General features: G+C 54.9%; 11 protein-coding genes and 1 pseudogene. 9 read left to right on the top strand and 3 right to left on the bottom strand.

Annotated elements, in window-relative coordinates:
* Positions 1–15: 15 nt before the first annotated feature.
* From JIF53_RS02025 to JIF53_RS02050, 6 genes are all read left to right on the top strand, one after another.
* Positions 16–1,200, top strand: coding sequence for an efflux RND transporter periplasmic adaptor subunit (locus JIF53_RS02025; protein WP_199451737.1), 1,185 nt, complete (start codon positions 16–18; stop codon positions 1,198–1,200).
* 14 nt (positions 1,201–1,214) lie between these two features.
* A complete protein-coding gene (locus JIF53_RS02030) occupies positions 1,215–4,322 on the top strand; it encodes an efflux RND transporter permease subunit (protein ID WP_199451738.1) in 3,108 nt (1,035 codons plus the stop codon).
* A 17-nt stretch (positions 4,323–4,339) separates the two neighbouring features.
* On the top strand, positions 4,340–4,696 hold the full coding sequence (locus tag JIF53_RS02035; RefSeq protein ID WP_035561679.1) for a P-II family nitrogen regulator: 357 nt from the start codon (positions 4,340–4,342) through the stop codon (positions 4,694–4,696).
* Between the two features lie 279 nt (positions 4,697–4,975).
* Positions 4,976–6,115, top strand: a complete 1,140-nt coding sequence (locus JIF53_RS02040; RefSeq protein WP_323127139.1) for a TolC family protein — start codon at positions 4,976–4,978, stop codon at positions 6,113–6,115.
* Positions 6,116–6,136: 21 nt separating this feature from the next.
* Positions 6,137–7,402 carry an efflux RND transporter periplasmic adaptor subunit gene (locus tag JIF53_RS02045; protein WP_008174785.1) on the top strand — a complete coding sequence of 422 codons (1,266 nt, stop codon included), beginning with the start codon at positions 6,137–6,139 and terminating at the stop codon, positions 7,400–7,402.
* A 14-nt stretch (positions 7,403–7,416) separates the two neighbouring features.
* Positions 7,417–10,614, top strand: coding sequence for an efflux RND transporter permease subunit (locus tag JIF53_RS02050; RefSeq protein ID WP_199451740.1), 3,198 nt, complete (start codon positions 7,417–7,419; stop codon positions 10,612–10,614).
* Between the two features lie 52 nt (positions 10,615–10,666).
* Here JIF53_RS02050 and JIF53_RS02055 read toward each other — a convergent pair whose 3' ends face one another.
* Both JIF53_RS02055 and JIF53_RS02060 read right to left on the bottom strand, forming a co-directional pair.
* Positions 10,667–11,989 carry an ATP-binding protein gene (locus JIF53_RS02055; RefSeq protein ID WP_199451741.1) on the bottom strand — a complete coding sequence of 441 codons (1,323 nt, stop codon included), beginning with the start codon at positions 11,987–11,989 and terminating at the stop codon, positions 10,667–10,669.
* Positions 11,990–12,014: 25 nt separating this feature from the next.
* A complete protein-coding gene (locus JIF53_RS02060) occupies positions 12,015–12,686 on the bottom strand; it encodes a response regulator transcription factor (RefSeq protein ID WP_199451742.1) in 672 nt (223 codons plus the stop codon).
* Positions 12,687–12,920: 234 nt separating this feature from the next.
* On the opposite strand from JIF53_RS02060, the gene JIF53_RS02065 reads away from it, so the two are divergent.
* Together JIF53_RS02065 and JIF53_RS02070 are read left to right on the top strand one after the other, a co-directional pair.
* On the top strand, positions 12,921–14,759 hold the full coding sequence (locus tag JIF53_RS02065) for a copper resistance system multicopper oxidase (protein WP_227548939.1): 1,839 nt from the start codon (positions 12,921–12,923) through the stop codon (positions 14,757–14,759).
* A gap of 20 nt (positions 14,760–14,779) precedes the next feature.
* Positions 14,780–15,544, top strand: coding sequence for a copper resistance protein B (locus JIF53_RS02070; protein ID WP_199451743.1), 765 nt, complete (start codon positions 14,780–14,782; stop codon positions 15,542–15,544).
* A gap of 167 nt (positions 15,545–15,711) precedes the next feature.
* Here the strand turns inward: JIF53_RS02070 and JIF53_RS02075 are convergent, their stop codons facing one another.
* Positions 15,712–17,094 carry a hypothetical protein gene (locus tag JIF53_RS02075; protein ID WP_199451744.1) on the bottom strand — a complete coding sequence of 461 codons (1,383 nt, stop codon included), beginning with the start codon at positions 17,092–17,094 and terminating at the stop codon, positions 15,712–15,714.
* 280 nt (positions 17,095–17,374) lie between these two features.
* Here JIF53_RS02075 and JIF53_RS02080 point away from each other — a divergent pair.
* Positions 17,375–17,873, top strand: a pseudogene (locus tag JIF53_RS02080) (hypothetical protein); the annotation flags it as partial.

Genomic DNA, 17,873 nt, shown 5'->3' on the forward strand with positions numbered 1-17,873 from the left:
AGCGAGGGTGAATGAATGATTCGCAATCTGAAGATATTTTTAATAGTTGCCAGCATTCTGAGCCTGCAGCAAGCATACGCTGCCGGAGAAGCTGGAGGTGACCAACACGGTGAAGAAAGCGTCGAGCATGCCGGAGAGGAGAACCAGTCCCGCCAGATCCATCTGACGCCGGAGCAGACAGAGTTATTGTCCATTGAGACGGTGACGGCTGCCAAGGGGCGCGCTGGCGCAATTGTTACGGCACCTGCCGAGATTCAGTATGTGCCGGATCGCGTGGCCGAGGTTGGTCCGCTGTTGGAAGGAAAGTTGACGGGGTTGGTGGTTGACCTGGGGGATTACGTCAAGAAAGGGCAGCTATTGGCAACCTTGAACAGTGTGGAGTTGGCCCGGATTCGCTCCCGGTTGATCTCGCTGGAGGCCCGTAAAGAAGCAGCCGAGTCAGACTACAATCGCGAAAGACAATTGCAGGACCAAGGTATTTCCAGCGAGGAAGAATTTCTTGATGCCAAGGCGATCTACCTTGCCACAAAAGCGGAGTACGATTCCGTGCGGGAACAACTGGCGGTATACGGTAGTGAGTCGCCAGGTGACAGTGGGGGGCTGGCGCAATACGCGCTTCGCTCACCCATTGAGGGGCGTGTCGAACAGATGCCTGTCCGGCTGGGTCAGACGTTAAGTCCATCGGATACGCCTTTCATCGTGGCAGACACCTCGGTTTTGTGGGCCATTCTTCAGGTGTCGGAATCCGATATTGACCAGATTTCAACGGGAGACGAGGTTCAGATTGCCTCCAGGGATTCAGGTTCTGACCGGTTTCACAGTGGGCAGGTATCCTGGGTGTCGAGCATGCTGGATGGAAAGACCCGCACCATCCCCGTTCGCGTTGTACTGAAGTCTCCCAGGGGCGACCTTCGCCCGAATACCTATACCACCGCCAGAATCATGACGGAAGCGGAGGCATCACTGCCGCTGGTTCCGGATGATGCGGTTCAAACCATTAGCGGTGAATCTGTTGTGTTTGTTCCGGGCGATGAGAAAGGGGCTTACAAGGCTGTTCCCGTCACGCTTGGCAAGGAAGCAAACGGCTTGATTGAGATCAAGTCCGGGATCAGCGCGGGCACGGAAGTGGTTTCAGTAGGCGCTTTTGATCTGATGTCGGCCATTACCGCCAGTGGCCGTAGCGCCGCTCACGGACACTAAAACCCGGGGGGAACATGGTTAACGCAATTGTGAATTATGCGCTGAACAACCGTCTGATGACGATTGTTTTTGCTATCGCCGTGATCGTTGCCGGGGTATTTTCATTTCAAAAACTGCCGGTGGACGCATTTCCCGACGCGACGCCTACCATGGTTCAGGTTTTTACTGCCAGTCCTGGTCTGTCGCCGGTGGATATTGAAACGCTGATTTCCTATCCCATTGAAATCAGCATGTACGGCATCCCCAAGTTGCAGAAGGTTCAGAGCACGTCGATTTTCGGGCTTTCCCGGGTGACCATCTATTTCGAAGATGGCACCGATATATACTTCGCCAGGCGGCTGGTAAACGAACGGCTTTCAGAAGCCAAGCGCCAGATCCCGGAGGGCATGGGGGAACCCGAACTAGGACCCATCACCACGGGCTTGGGACGTATCCTGATGTATTCCCTGAAAGCTGAGGACGAGAGCCAGTACAGCTTGCAGGAAATTCGCACGATCCAGGACTGGATTGTTAAGCCGCAGCTCAGAACCGTACCCGGGGTAACCGGTGTGCTGTCCATCGGAGGCGAGGTTAAGCAATACCAGGTCAATATCGACGCGCACAAGCTTCAGGCAAGGAGCCTGACGGTCTCGGATGTTCGCGGTGCCCTTACCCAGAACAATCGCAATGTCGGCGCCTCTTTCATTACCAGAGGAGGTGAAGAATACATTGTTCGCGGTTACGGCTGGGTCAACTCTGGTTCCGAAGGCATCAAAGACATCCAGAACATCATTGTGTCCAAGAGTGAGGGGGAGTCCCCAATTTACGTCAAGGATGTTGCGGAGGTTGGTCTTGGACCGGCAATTCGCCGTGGTGCAGAGGTGTCCTCGGGTGAGGAGTCCGTTGGCGGTTACGTGATGAAGTTGATCGGGACCAACACCAGCCAGGTGCTTGAGGACGTCAATGCAAAAATCGACGACCTGAACAAGTCACTTCCGGAGGGTCTGAAGATCGAAGCGTATTACTCCCAGGCGGAGTTGGTGGGCAAGGCTATAGGCACTGTCGAGAAAGCGTTGCTTGAGGGCTCGGTTCTGGTGCTGGTGTTCCTTTATCTGTTCCTGGGAAACATTCGTTCCACACTGATCGTGGTGGCGACGTTGCCGTTGTCTGTGCTTTTCGCATTCATTGCGATGCGGATTTCGGGCCTGTCCGCCAATCTGATGAGTCTGGGGGGGCTGGCTATCGGCATCGGTATGATGGTGGACGGCGCCGTTGTGATGATAGAGAACATCTTCCGACATCTGGAAGAACGATCAGAGGAAAAGGTCAGTGTTCTGAGGCTTGTAGGTGAATCTGCCCGGGAAGTGGCTCGTCCGATTGTGTTTGCCATTGGCATCATTATTATCGTTTTTCTGCCGCTATTTACGCTGCAGGGCGTCGAGGGCAAGCTGTTTTCGCCCATGGCTTACACCATCAGTTTCGCTCTGATCGGCGCATTGCTGCTCGCGTTGACGTTGGTGCCGGTTCTGGCCTCGCTCTCATTCAGGATGGGTGGGCACCATAAGGAGCCGAAGCTGGTTCTATTCCTTAACCGGCTTTACAAACCGGTGGTCAATGTGGTCGTCAAGGCGCCAAAGGTGGTGATGGGCGTTGCAGTGCTGGCCTTTGTCGGAAGCCTCCTGCTGTTTCCCTATCTTGGGAGCGAATTCGTCCCCACCCTGAGGGAGGGCACTTTCCAGATCCGCTCAACACTGCCGCCGGGAGCCAGCCTGGAGTCCGCGATTAAATATGGCAAACGAGTCCAGTCCGTTGTGGAAGAATTTCCCGAGGTAACAGGCACCTACGCACGGATCGGTCGAGCCGAGGTGGGAGGCGACCCTGAGCCGGTAAACGTAGTGGCGACGCTTGTTAACCTCAAGCCTTTGGATCAGTGGAGAGAGGATGTGCGCTATGAGGATCTTCAGAGCGAGATCGCAGAAGCGTTGAATGAACGAGTCCCAGGGCTTGCCAACAATCTGTCCCAGCCGATTCAACTCCGTACCGACGAACTTCTGTCGGGCGTTCAGGCGCAATTGGTCGCCAGCATTTTCGGTGACGACCTGGATGAACTGGGTCGGATCGGCAGGGAAGTCGCTGCCCTGGCCAGAGAGGTGCCTGGTGCAACGGACGTCCGCGCCCAGCAGAGTGCGGGCAAGAAGCAAATTGTTATTCGCCCCGACCGTGAAGTGCTGGCGCAGTTCGGCATCAGCATTGATAACCTGATGAGTACGGTCGAAACCGGAATTGGCGGTAAAGGGGCCGGGCTGGTCTTTGACGGTGTCCGGCGATTTGAGATTTTCACCCGACTGCAAGAGTCCTACCGTGGGTCCATTGATGAAATCAGAAAGCTTCCCCTCAGGGGCAACAGTGGCGAGCTTATTCCGCTTTCACGGGTGGCTGATGTTGAAATGTACGCCGGCCCGAAGAAAATTTCGCGCTCCAATGCCAGTCGGCGACAGTACGTGCAGATGAACGTGCGTGGTCGCGATATGGGCGGTGTTGTTCAGGATTTGCGCAAGCGGATCGAGGAGCAAGTGGACATGCCGCCGGGGTATTTCGTGGAGTTCGGCGGTCAGTTTGAGAACCAGGAAAGGGCCATGGCTCGGCTTGCGATCGTTGTGCCCATTACCCTGGCGCTTATTTTCCTGCTTCTTTTCTCGGCATTCAGTAGTCTGCGCTATGCGGTGCTGATCTTCATGAATGTGCCCTTTGCGATTACCGGTGGCATTGTCGCGCTGTTTGTGACGGGGCTTTACCTCTCTGTGCCCGCTGCCGTGGGATTCATCGCGGTGTTTGGTGTGGCCGTACTTAACGGCGTGGTGATGGTGAGTTACATCAACCAGTTGCGGGACGAAGGCTACGAAGTCATTGAAGCAGTCAAGCTGGGTGCTCAACGCCGTTTGCGGCCGGTTCTGATGACCGCCTCTGTGGCTATTCTGGGGCTGATTCCCCTGCTGCTGGCCGATGGCATTGGCTCTAATGTCCAACGGCCACTGGCAACGGTTGTGGTTGGCGGTCTGATCACTTCAACGCTGCTGACGCTGGTGGTGTTGCCCAGTGTGTACCAGTGGTTTGCATCTGAACGTCGTGACATTTCAGTCTGATAGTCAGGAGACGGTTTATGTATGAAATAAAAGCGTATGTCAGAGAAGTGATGGCAGAGCATGTGGTTGATGCTCTGGCCAAAGTTAAGGGGGTGGCAAGTATTGCTGTCGTGTCTCTCGGCGAATTTGGTCATCTGGTCGGCGATGAGTCGCCTCTGGAGAAAGTGAAGATGGTCAAGCTGGAAATAGACGTAGCGACCGATGATGTCGCTGGTGAAGTTGTGGAACTCATTGTCAGAACGGGCAGAACCCAGGAAGGGCACCCGGGTGACGGCAAGGTGCTTGTATCCCGCCTGGTTCGGGCTGTTCGTATCGACGATGGTGCGACCGACGAGAGCGCACTTCAACCGGCATCAAACCAGCGCTTTTCCTAGATTGGATGGCGGCATCGTGGCCATGAGTCGCGATGCCGCTTCTCCCCGCCCTTATTGAGGAGCACTTTCAAGTTCCCTGAGCTAATGCCTTCCAAATTCAAGTTCATTTCAACCTTTTCACTTACTATCTCCACCTACCTTGTCATGGGCGTCTCGCCCCCATGAATTGTGGCTAACAACCCCTTCGGGAGAAAGTCGATGAAGGCAAGCAAGCACTCGCCCAGGGCGTTGCTGTGTTCAGTACTATTGTCTATTCCTCTGTTCGGTCAAGCGGAGACTGTGAATTGGACAAATTGGCTCACTGGCCAGATAAGCAAGCATCCGGATGTCATGGCGGCGACAGAGCAGGCGGCAGCCCGGAATCAGGATGCTGAGGCAAGCGAACAACCGCTGTATAACCCGGAGCTGTCTGTTGGAGCAGACAGAACGGGCAGTGAAAACAACTTTGAGGCAGGGCTATCACAAACGATCGATTGGTCTGATCAACAGGGTGCGCTAAAGCACAAGGCAAAGCTGATCAGGCTTTCCGCTGAAGCTGATTTGAACGAGGCGGTTTTGGCACAAACGTCCGAGTCGCTGTTTGCGCTTGTCGAGTGGCGCGCGGCGACGCGTGCCGAAGAAATTGCGGAATCCCAGCAACACCGTCTGGATGCCTTGCTGGAGCAGGTTGAGCAACGCCAGCAGGCGGGCGACCTGGGGAGTACCGATGCAGAGCTGCTTTTTTTAAGCCTTTCTCAGCAGCTCAGTGAACTCGCCCAGGCAAAGGCTGCGGTTGATCAGGCGCAAGCCCGGGTCAGAGAGCTTCTGCCGGATTGGCGGCCTCAGGATGGGGGGATCCCCGGGCACATTTGGCCGGCTCTTGCTTCCAGGGTCGATAACGACAATTTGCTGGATCATCCGTCAATTGCTGCTGCCCGCGCGAGGTGGCAGGTGCTGCGGAGCGAAGCCGAGGTGGTCAGTCGCAGAGCGACGGCATCTCCCACGGTCGGGCTGAGCGGAGGGCGTGATGGCGGTGAGAACCTGGTTGGCCTGACGTTCTCGATCCCTCTGAATGTCCGTAATAACTACCGTGCCGAAATCCAGGCTGCCAACCGACGATCATTAGAGGCCGAAGCTCGGTTTCAGGCACTTTATCGGAAGCAGCAGTATGATCTGGCGGGCGCCCGAGCTGCCTGGAAGCGATACGACACCCAACTTCGTCGATGGACAGAACTCTCCCAGGGGCGTGTACAGCGAAGTGCCGATTTGCTTGAGAAGCAGTGGCAGGTCGGCGACCTCTCCACCTCTGAGTATCTCCAGGCGCTGGGCCAGCGCGCGGAGAGCCTGAAAACCGGTATTGAACTGGAAAAGCAGGCGCAGTTGGGTTTGATTGAGCTCTTGAGCCAGTCTGGCGAACTGATCACCCTCTTCCAATACTAGTCTGGAAACTGGATATTCATTATGAAAAAAACTCTGATTTCTGTATTCGCATTGACGTTGCTTACAGCCCCACTTTCTTTTGTACAGGCAGAGGAAGATGCTCATCAGGAAGCCGGTCATGATCATGCTGCCAGTGGCGACGATCATCAGGAAGTCACCGGTGAGGAGGGCGAGTATAAGGAAGATCATGGTGAAGAAGGTGAGCATGAGGAGGAAGGTGATCATGAAGAGGAAGGGGGGCACGGCCACGAAGACGAGAACGGTGGCCATGAAGAAGCGGCCACCGCAAGCATCAATGCCAAACAGAAAGAGCTCGCCGGCATTGAAGTAGCAACCCTCGAAAGCAAGCACGTTGACTATGAAATCTACGCTCCCGGTGAGCTGCTGACCAACGGCTATACCAGCTATCACGTGTCCCCCCGGGTTGCCTCAGTGGTGCTGCGGCGTCACGTGGAACTGGGTGAGCACGTAACCAAGGGCCAGCCGCTGGTAACCCTGTTCAGTGAGACGGTGGCACAGGCGCAGGCGGATTACAGGAAAGCTTTTCCTGAATGGAAGCGAATCAGCGGGCTGGGTCGTTCCGTGGTTGGCGATCAGCGGTTCAATACAGCGAAAGCCAACATTGAAGCAGCAAGGGCGACTCTGCTTGCTTACGGGCTGAACGATGATGACATTGGTGCGTTGAAGGCCAGCGGGGTGGATAGTCTCGGTGAATACATGCTCAGGGCTCGCGTGGATGGTGCAGTACTGACCGATGAGTTTGAGCAAGGACAAAGAGTTGAGGCTGGCCAGCCGCTGGTGACTCTTGCTGATGAGAGTGAGCTTTGGGTAGAAGCCCATCTGCCAGCAAGCTCCGACATTGTTCTAGAGAAGGGCGCGGAAGCCGAAGTCAGGGCAGCGGGTCGTGTGGGCGTGGCAACGGTGTCCCAGGAAGCCCACACCATTGATCCTGTGACCCGCACGCGGATTGTCAGGCTGGAGCTGGACAATCCTGAAGATCGTTTTCATCCAGGAATGTTCGCAGATGTGTATTTTCGTTTTAAGACCAGCGAGCCGGTGCTTGCCGTGCCGGAGACTGCATTGATGCGTGGCGCGGACGGCGACTGGACGGTCTATGTGGAAGAGGCCGAAGGCGAGTATGAACCCGTGGAAGTGGAACTGGGCCGCTCAATTGGCGGGCTCCGTGAGGTTTCCGGCCTGGCTGCGGGCCAACGAGTCGTTTTGCGGGGCGCATTTTTTGTGGCCTCTGAGATTGCCAAAGGCGGCTTTGATCCGCACAACCACTGATTCCGGGAGCCATTATGTTCAACCGAGTTGTCGACTGGGCGGTTCAGAACCGCCTGTTGGTTCTTATTGCGCTTGCAGTGCTTATCGCCACGGCCGCGTTTCAGATACCAAAACTGAATCTTGATGCTTTCCCCGACGTTACAAACGTCCAGGTCGCTGTTAATACAGAGGCGCCCGGACTTGCGGCTGAGGAAGTCGAGCAGCTGATCACCTATCCCATTGAAGCGGTGATGTATGCGTTGCCGGATGTTGAGGAGGTTCGGTCCATCTCCAAAACCGGGTTGTCTGGTGTCACCGTGGTCTTTAAAGAGGGCACGGATATCTATTTCGCGCGCCAACTGGTTTTCGAGCGGTTGCAGGCCGCGCGGGAGCTGATTCCGGACGGGGTCGGGGTGCCTGAAATGGGGCCGAATACGTCCGGTCTTGGCCAGGTCTACCAGTACTTGCTGATAGCGGACCCGGATTCGGGGTACGACGCAATGGAATTGCGCAGCTTGCACGACTGGCTGGTCAAACTGTTGCTGATACCGGCTGAAGGGGTTACGGAAATCCTGTCGTTTGGCGGAGAGGTCCGCCAGTACCAGGTTAACCTGAACCCGGCGCGAATGCTGTCCTATGACTTATCACAGAACGATGTCATGGAAGCCCTGGAGAACAACAACTCCAATGTTGGGGGCTGGTATATGGGCCGCGGGCAGGAGCAGTTGGTTATTCGCGGTATGGGCTGGCTGGGTAATGGCGAGCAGGGGCTCGAGCAGATCCGTCAGGTGCCCGTTAAAACCAGTGATGGCATTACAGTGACAGTGAACGATGTCGCCGAGGTAGCGCTGGGCACTGAAATTCGCCAGGGTGCGGTAACCATGACCCGGAAGGATGAAGCCGGTCAGGTTGAACAACTGGGTGAAGTGGTTTCTGGCATTGTACTCAAACGAATGGGGGCCAACACAAAAGCCACCATCGACGGCATCGAGGCCCGCATTGATCGCATAAATCAGGCGCTTCCGAGTGGGGTTCGTTTTGAGCCCTATTACAACCAGGCGGATCTGGTGACCAAGGCCGTAGAGACGGTGACCAATGCGCTTCTGTTGGCTTTTGTGTTTATTGCGATCGTGCTTGCCCTGTTCCTGATGAATCTGCGGGCAACAACGCTGGTGCTGCTTTCAATACCGATTTCCATCGGGATTGCCCTGATGATCATGGCCTGGTTCGGTCTCTCGGCCAACCTGATGTCTCTGGGCGGTATTGCTGTGGCAATCGGCATGCTGGTGGATGGCTCTGTTGTTATGGTTGAGAACATGTTCAAGCATCTGACCCATCCTGATGGCGAGCATGACGCCCATCGGGATGAGTTGGCTGGAGATGACCCCGATCCATTGGACGCGTCACACGATGATCATGGCATTGCCCTTCGTCTCCAGGAAGCCGGCCGGGAAGTGGCGCGGCCGATTTTTTTCGCGACGGCGATTATCCTGGTCGTTTTCATGCCTCTGTTCAGCTTCGAAGGTGTGGAAGCCAAGCTGTTCCAGCCAATGGCAATCAGCATCATGCTGGCTATCGTGTCGGCGGTGATCGTCGCTCTGGTGGTTGTACCCGCGCTGGCGTCATACATGTTCCGTAAGGGTATCCGGGAGCGGGAAAGCTTCATTCTAAAACCCCTGGAAAAGCTCTATCGCATGGGGCTTGCCTGGTCACTGAAGCATAGCCGCGTGGTTGTTGGCGCGGCGGCGGTTCTTGTTGTACTGGCGGCGCTGATTGTTCCACGACTGGGCACGGAGTTCGTGCCTGAACTGGAAGAGGGCACGATTAACCTCCGGGTGACCCTGGCCCCTTCATCAAGCCTCGATACGGCGCTTGAAGTGGCGCCGAAACTGGAGGCCATGCTGATGGAGTTTCCAGAGGTGACCTACGCCCTGTCCCGGGCGGGCCGACCGGAAATAGGCGGCGATCCGGAGCCCGTCAACAACATCGAAATCTACATTGGCCTCAAGCCAACAGCCGAGTGGACCAGCGCCAGTAATCGCTATGAATTGCAGGCTCTGTTTGAGGAGAAGCTCGAACAGCACCCGGGGCTACTGTTTAACTTTTCTCAGCCTATTGCAACTCGGGTTGACGAATTGTTGTCTGGTGTCCGCGCGCAGTTGGCCATCAAACTCTTTGGCCCGGATCTCAAGGTGCTGGCCGAGAAAGGCCAACAGATCGAAGCGGCGGTCCGAACTGTTCAGGGGACCCGGGACGTGGCCATGGAGCAGATTGCCGGTGAAGCGCAGTTGGTGGTTCAGCCAGACCGTCAGGCACTTTCCCGGTACGGACTCGCCGTGTCTGATGTGATGAGTGTCGTCCGGGACGGACTGGGTGGTGCCGCCGCGGGCCAGATCATCAACGGAAATGAGCGGTACGATATCTATGTGCGCCTGGCCAAACGTTTCCGGGAAGACCGGGATGCCATTGCTGATCTCAGGTTGCAGGCGCCTTCCGGAGCCTGGGTAAGACTCGGTGATGTGGCCGATGTGTCTATTGAGTCCGGCCCGCCCCAGGTGCGCCGCGACGACGTTCAGCGCCGTGTGGTCATTCAGTCCAATGTGCAGGGTCGTGACATGGGCAGTGTGGTTGCCGATATTCAGGATACCATCGCGTCAGAAGTGAACCTTCCCCCCGGCTATTCGGTGGATATTGGTGGTCAGTTCGAAAACCAGCAGCGAGCTCAGAAACGATTGACCATTGTGGTACCTGTATCTCTGGGGCTGATTGCGCTGTTGCTCTACTTCGCTTTCAGTTCGGTTGGTCAAGCGCTGTTGATTCTGGTCAACGTGCCGCTTGCCGTAATTGGTGGTGTCTTTTCGCTCTGGGTCTCCGGCCAGTATCTTTCAGTGCCCAGTTCCGTTGGATTTATCACACTGTTTGGTGTGGCGGTGCTTAACGGGGTCGTTATGGTCGAAAGCATCAATCAGCGAATACAGGATGGGTTGAACGTGGATGCCGCGGTGTTTGAAGGTGCCGTCTCCCGTTTACGTCCTGTCTTGATGACAGCAATAACCTCGGCGCTCGGCTTGATACCGATGCTGTTGTCGACGGGCGTGGGAGCGGAAATCCAGAAGCCACTGGCCAGCGTGATTGTTGGTGGTCTCGTGACTGCAACTTTCCTGACACTCTTTGTTTTGCCGGTTCTGTTCGGTCGCTTTTCAAGAGCCAAGGTGAGTGATATCCAACGGTAAAAAATGGGAGAAGCCGCGCTGCGTCATCGACGGTTGCCTTTCTGGAGGTTTTCTAATCCGGAAGTGGCAGTAGAATGACAATGCTGGCTCCTCCGTTTTTTGAGGTACCCATGTTCATCTGTCCGAGGTTGTCTTCGACAATCTCGGACACGATGGACAATCCGAGCCCGAAACCGGCGACCGTTTCATCCAGCCTGGTACCCCTGTTCATGACAGTGGCTGCCGCCTCGGGAGAAATTCCGGGGCCATCGTCCGCTACTTCTATGGAGAGTCCTGATGACGTGCGGGCGATTGTAACGTCGACGGTTGTCTGGCACCACTTCCCGCCATTTTCGAGTAAATTGCCAAGTAGCTCTGAAAGATCCTGTCGCTCCATTGGCCAGCTGAAGTTTTCAGGTAAGTTGGTGTGGAGGCGAAAAACCGTGTCAGGGAAGATTTTTTCCATAACGGTGATGACACTTGCCGTGATTTCAACCGGCATGCACGTCCGTCCCATCTGTCTGCCTGATATGTCTGCTTTGCTCATCCGGTATTTCAGGGATTTGTCAAGCTCCCGCAAGTTAGAGGCCATAAACACAACATCCTCCCGGGACGGAGGCAAGGTATCGATATCCGACAAAATGGCAAGATTGGCAGAAATAGAGGTTTTGACCAGGTGAGAGAGATCGGAATTCAGGCGGCGGTGGCGGTCCAGCCGCCGGTTTGACAGCTCGAGCAAATCATTGAGCTGCCGGATCAGCGGACGAAACTCTTCCGGCACGTGAGGGTTCAGACGACTTTGTTTCCCGGATTGGAGCCGTCTCAGGTCCTCTTTTATCCTACTGATGGGCTTTAACGTCAGATGTGTGGTGGTTCCAATCAGTGCCAGCAGTATCGCCAGAAGAACGGCCGAGGCACCGAGCAATGTCAGGTGGGCCTTCAGCGGTCGTTCAGAGAGCGCCCCCTCGGTTTCAAGAACGGTGATTGAGGCCAGCTTTCCAGTAGCAGTGAACGTACGTCTAAGCCCAAAAAGCGTGTTCGCGCCCTGCGCTATGTGAATAAAACCCTCGGGCTTATCCACAACGCCCTGCATTTGGCTCAGGTCAAAGTTGTTGCCCGTCAGGACGCTCCCGCCTGCCGTTTCGATGATGATGGCATGCCCCAGAAGCATTTCAAACTGATGGATCATGTTCCTGAGGTCGTCAGTTGTCGGGGACTCGGCTTCAATGATTGCCTGAAAGTTTTCCAGCTCTTTACTCAGGTGTTGTTTCCTGGACTCGTCCGATAGTTGTTTTATCACGTAGGCATGTGAAAAGAATATCAGGGTGAAATAGACGAGGCTGAAAACAGCCCCATACTGAATGGCTGTTCTTCGGATACTCTTTGGAGCTGGCATATGTTGACCTGGTTCGTTCGGGCGTTCAGCCAGTAGGATCTTTTTCGAAGAAGTAGCCCTGGCCACGCAAAGTCTTGATTTTATTGCCCCCTATTATTTTTCTGAGCCTGGCTATATAGACCTGAACAACATTTCTGGTGGGGCATCTTTCTATGTTGTAGAGGGTTTCAACCAGTTCATCCTGTGAAAATACCCTGTCTGGTGAACGCAGGAAACACTGCAAAAGGCGGAATTCAGTGGCTGTCAGTCTGAACTCTTTCTGGTCGGGCGTGGTCAGCGTTCGGTAGGTGGCGTTGAGATGAAATCCGTCGACGCTGATCTGGTCTGTTGTTCTGCCATCCTTCCTTCGGATAATTGCATTGAGCCGGGCTTTCAGTTCATCAAACTCAAACGGTTTGGGAAGGTAATCGTCGGCACCCGCGTTCAACCCTTCTACTCTCTCAGTCCAGTTGGAGCGTGCGGTCAGAATAAGGATGGCCTCTTTTTTCCCGTTTTTTCTCCATCTTTGCATTAAAGACAGTCCATTTTCATCGGGCAGTCCGATATCGAGAATAACGGCCTGGTAGGAGCTTGTTTCAATCAACGAGTCTGCTTCTTTGCCGGTTTTGGCGACATCGACTGTGTAGTGCGCCTGCGCAAGCCAGTCCGATATTTTTTTGGCAAGTACCGCATTGTCTTCAACAATCAGAATTTTCATTTGTAAGCGCCGTTTTTCGTGGTGGGAAAGTTTCGCCAGTCTGCCATGGATTGTACCAGTAACGGCAACTCCCCAGAAAAACAGCAACCCGTTAAAAATGGGGGGTTACCGGTCGACTTTTCAGTTTGATTTCAGTTGCACCGGGTAGCATCAATAATCGAGTCACGAACGCAAGAAGCTGTATATACATGGTTTTAGGAGCAACCTATGAGCGATAGACATTTCTATGCAGGTATGTCCAGGCGGCGCCTTATCCAAGGAGCTGCCACGATGGGACTTCTTGCCGGTTTCGACAGCTTGTTGCCGGCCTATGCTAGAGGACAACTGGACAACACGAACGCATTTCACACCGTGCGTAATGGCGCTGACATCTACGACCTGACCGTCGCGAGAACACCTCTCAAGATAGGGGGCACAGTCTCGGAACAGCCCATCACCATCAACGGCACTCTGCCAGCGCCTCTGGTGCGCCTCAAACAGGGGCGCGAGGCAATCTTGCGTGTCACCAATACGCTACCGGAGGCAACATCCATTCACTGGCACGGTCTGATTCTGCCGTACCAGATGGATGGCGTTCCTGGCGTCAGCTTTCCCGGCATCATGCCCGGCGAAACGTTTGAGTACCGTTTCCCGGTCGAACAGCATGGCACCTACTGGTACCACAGCCACTCTGGCCTTCAGGAACAGCTAGGCCACTATGGGCCGATTATCATTGATCCTGCCGAGCCCGAATCGGTGGCCTATGATCGCGAATACGTTGTGGTTCTATCTGACTGGACCTTTGACTCTCCCGAGGACGTATTCCGCAACCTGAAAGTGGCAGAGGGCTACTATAACTACAACCAGCGCACCGTTAGCGACTTCTTCAAGGATGTTGAAACCATGGGCTGGGATGCTGCGTGGAGCAAAGCCGGCATGTGGGGCAGAATGCGAATGAGCCCCCGGGATATTCTGGATGTAACCGCTTCTGAATATACCTACCTGATGAACGGATCGCCTTCTGCCAGTAACTGGACCGGGCTGTTCCGTCCCGGCGAGAAAATTCGCCTGAGATTCATCAATGCCTCGGCGATGACCTACTTTGATGTCCGTGTCCCGGGACTCCCGATGACGGTTATCTCCGCTGACGGTCAGCCAGTGCAGCCCGTAGAAACGGATGAATTCCGCATTGGCGTGGCGGAAACCTACGACGTGATTGTACAGCCAACCGACACGGCTCACACCGTGTTTGCCCAGTCACAGGATCGGTCGGGGTATGTGCGCGGAACGTTAGCCACCCGCAAGGGAATGGAGGCGCCAGTACCGCCCATGTATCCGCGAACCGAGCGCGGTATGGCCGCCATGGGCATGGGCGCGATGAGCATGGGCGCCATGGGCAAGGACGGCGATATGAACATGGACAGCGGCATGGACATGGGTGGCAAGATGGAAATGATGTCAGGCAGCAACGACAAAGCCCATGGCCAAATGATGATGAATGGCGCCGACTCGGGAATGAACAAGATGAGCTCGGACAAAGCAACGATGAATGAGGTCCCGACGGCGGGTCGGCCGATATCCCATGGCCCTGATAATCACGGTCCCGGGGCGGCCATGGTGGCTTCCAGCCCGCAATCGCGTCTGGATGACCCTGGTGTAGGCTTTGAAACAGCCAACCATCGGGTGCTGACTTATTCCCAGTTGCAGAGCATTGAGGGCTGGCCCGACAAGCGCCCGGCCGAACGCGAGGTGGAACTGCACCTTACCGGCAATATGGAACGTTACATGTGGTCGTTCGACGGCAAAAAGTTCTCTGAAGTCGATGGCCCGGTCAAGTTCTACCATGGCGAGCGCCTGCGATTGATCCTCGTCAACGACTCGATGATGGATCACCCCATTCACCTGCATGGCATGTGGATGGAACTGGAAACCGGTGCAGGTGAATATCGTCCACGCAAACACACGATTTCCGTCAAACCCGGCGAGCGTGTATCCGCGCTGATCACAGCGGATGCACCGGGTGACTGGGCTTTCCATTGCCACCTTCTGTACCACATGGACGCAGGCATGTTTCGTGTCGTGTCGGTCGTTTAACGGGATAGGGGATGAACATTATGATGAATCGCATCAAGTGGGTTGTGGGTGCCTCAGCCTTAACGCTTGCCTCGGGAGCCGGCGCCGCCGGTACTGGCGTTCAGGCCGAACCGGACTGGACGCTGCCGATACACGACAACCAGGTGTTTGGCCAGGTTCTGTTTGACCGGATGGAATACCAGCGTGACGGCGACAACGAATTGGCCCTGTGGGACGCCCAGGCCTGGATTGGTAAAGATCGCAATCGGCTCTGGGTCGAAACGGAAGGTGAGACTGATCTATCCAGCGACAGCGGCGACATCGAAAATTTTGATGTGCAGTACAGCTATCGCTTCGATCGCTTCTGGGATATACAGACAGGATTGGGTGCCCAGACAACGTTTGGCCCCAGCCCTAATAAGGAGCGCTATTCGGCCATTGTTGGATTGCAGGGACTTGCCCCCTACTGGTTTGAGGTAGACACAAATCTCCGAGTCACCGACGACGGTGACGTGTCATACGATCTTGAAGCCGAGTACGACTGGCTGCTGACCCAAAGGCTCATTTTGCAGGGCCGCGGCGAAACGCTCGTTGCCTTCAGCGATGTTGAGGAGTGGGGCGTCGGTAGTGGCATCAATAATGTGGGCCTGGGGCTCCGTCTGAGATACCACTTTTCGAGGGAGTTTGCGCCCTACGTGGGTGTTTCTTACACCCGCTTTCTGGGCAACACAGAGGACCTTCGTGAGCGCGAGGGGGAAGACGTCGAGTCCTCCAGCTTCGTGGCGGGCGTCCGGTGGTGGTTTTAGTACGATAATGCCCAGTAGAAAAGGCTGGCCTCTTTGCGTGGGTCAGCTAGTGTCCTCATTTGGAGGATTTCGTCAAAATCATTGCCGACCTTCCGCATGTTCGGCTCAATGACAAACGGCCGGACTAAGGCCCGGCCGTTGTATCAGATCATGAAATTACACGTTGATCAGTAACTGATATTGACCATAGCTACGACCTTATAGGTATCCTCCGGGTCATCTCCGTAGAAGTCTCCCATGAAACCGTAAGAACCGCGGAGGCTGATGTCATACACGCCGGCAAACTTTTTACCAACCTGAGCAGCGACTTCAGTACCAAGGGTTGAGCCGTTGGCCTGAGCAGCGCTGTCGGGCGCGTCGTCGGCAACGCGGAAGTAACCGGTGCCGTACTTCAGGTAGTAGTCGTTGGAAAGTTCCTGATCACCCGAGACCATCAGCCCCATCAGACCATATCCCTGGTAAGCTGCGTCATAAACTGACTTGGCCCCCTGGGAACCATTGTTGTAGTAGTAGTCTGTTCCGAAGATTTGCAGATTGCTGCTATTCAGCTCCCAGCCTGACTGGTTTGCCGCGAAGCGATCTGCACCATTGCTGCTGTCATCAGCCGGAATGTAGATGCCGTGAATCTTGAGGCTTGCGTTGCCCCAATGCCTCTGGGCATACAGATTCAACATGTACGTGTCGCCATCTGTTGCGTCAGAGTCACGCCCGGACGACTTTTTGTAAAGTACCGAGCCGCTATAGGCCATTTTGTTATAGGTAAAATCGGCGTAGGCACCGAAATAGTTGTCATCCGTTCGAGCCGCCGTACCATTCAGAGCAGCCTGACTGCTGTTGCTGATCTGAGCTCCGGTAAGGCCGTAGTGGAAAACCTCGCTGGGATGAAGTTCGGCACTCAACATGTAGAAGTCCACGTCGTCCGCAGAATCTCTATCGTTTTCTTCCCACTTGAACCAGCCACCTGTCAGCGTGGCCATACCAACATTGCCCGCAAAGGAGATGCCGTTCATATCGTCATTGGTGACGAAGCTCTCGTATTTACCGAAACCATATCCCTGGATACCGGCTCGCACCTTCCAGTCGCTGTTTGGCACCTTCAGTTCAGCGTAGGCATTTTTTGTTTCAACGCCAACGCCATCGGCGCTGAGTTTGCCGCAATTGTCAGCGGGGGTGTCATCGTCGACGTCGTCACCGTAGCAGCTTCCCCGCTCACCCCACGGAGAGTCGAACTCACCGTACCAAACCAGGCTCACATTATCATTGAGGTCGCCGGTGATCTTTGCCCGCAGGCGCTGATCAACAAAAGAACTGCTGTTATCGTTGGTTTCGTCCAAACTTTCTGAGGTCGCCTGCAGGCGGTAATAACCGTTCACCGTGAAGGGGGAATCGCCTTTCTTGAGCTCTTCCACTTCAGCCGTCAGTTGATTTATTTCAACCTTCAGGTCTTCTACGGTTGGTGACGCACGCCCGACCGGCTCCGCGGCCAACGCCGGTGTTGCTACTAAAGCTATCGCCAGCGGAGCGCTTATTGATTTGAAGATTTTGCTCACCTGAAACTCCTTATTTTTTCATATCGACAACGATTTATTGCCTCAAGGTGGATGTGCCAGTTAAACGGCACTTAATCTTGACGCACAAAGTTTGTAGTGGTCAACTGAAACGAACCTGAATTTTCAGCTAAATTTCATTTTCCCGATTTTCGTACTGACATCCCCACCCGTCAGACTGTCAGACCTGACGACGCATCAAAGAGGCTATTTCGCCCCCAGCGCCCATTCTCGGAGAGGTGCTATGATTGCTCACTATTGAAAGGCATACTGGGCGCCAAGCATGCAATCCGACCATTTGGCGCATGAAATCGAGATGGCCGCAATGAACCGACGAGTTATCTCCTTGCTGCTGCCGTTGTTTTTGGGTGGACCGGTTCTGGCCATTTCCGAATTATCGGGTGGTCAGGAGGCCGCTGCGATGAAGGGTTGCGATTTCAACTTCGGCTGCCTGAAGTTATTAGATTGGCTGGATAGATTATGCATTGTTCACGTCGACCATCACGTAGAGGCTGGTTCCTGTTTTTTTTTAATCTGGTCTGTCAGCTTTTTGCTGCATTTTTTTTGGGAAATGATCCAGGTGCCTTTCTTTACAGGGATGATGGAGGCGTCCCATGGTGCGGTCGTCTGGCTGTGCACGCGGGCGGCAATCGGCGATGCCAATATTGCACTATTTGCCTATGGCGTCGCCGCAGCGGCAACTAAAGATGGCTTTTGGATACAGGGACGGTGGCGCCGCCATGTTTTAGGAGTGTATTTTGCTACCGGTCTGCTTATAACGA

Source organism: Marinobacter sp. bablab_jr008 (assembly GCF_016464145.1).
GTDB lineage: Bacteria > Pseudomonadota > Gammaproteobacteria > Pseudomonadales > Oleiphilaceae > Marinobacter > Marinobacter nauticus.

Bases quoted from the DNA above. Each gene is read 5' to 3' on its own strand.
- JIF53_RS02065 (WP_227548939.1), top strand. From the start codon at position 12,921: ATGTCCAGGCGGCGCCTTATCCAAGGAGCTGCCACGATGGGACTTCTT.
- JIF53_RS02060 (WP_199451742.1), bottom strand. From the start codon at position 12,686: ATGAAAATTCTGATTGTTGAAGACAATGCGGTACTTGCCAAAAAAATA.
- JIF53_RS02025 (WP_199451737.1), top strand. From the start codon at position 16: ATGATTCGCAATCTGAAGATATTTTTAATAGTTGCCAGCATTCTGAGC.
- JIF53_RS02070 (WP_199451743.1), top strand. From the start codon at position 14,780: ATGATGAATCGCATCAAGTGGGTTGTGGGTGCCTCAGCCTTAACGCTT.
- JIF53_RS02055 (WP_199451741.1), bottom strand. From the start codon at position 11,989: ATGCCAGCTCCAAAGAGTATCCGAAGAACAGCCATTCAGTATGGGGCT.
- JIF53_RS02045 (WP_008174785.1), top strand. From the start codon at position 6,137: ATGAAAAAAACTCTGATTTCTGTATTCGCATTGACGTTGCTTACAGCC.
- JIF53_RS02035 (WP_035561679.1), top strand. From the start codon at position 4,340: ATGTATGAAATAAAAGCGTATGTCAGAGAAGTGATGGCAGAGCATGTG.
- JIF53_RS02030 (WP_199451738.1), top strand. From the start codon at position 1,215: ATGGTTAACGCAATTGTGAATTATGCGCTGAACAACCGTCTGATGACG.
- JIF53_RS02050 (WP_199451740.1), top strand. From the start codon at position 7,417: ATGTTCAACCGAGTTGTCGACTGGGCGGTTCAGAACCGCCTGTTGGTT.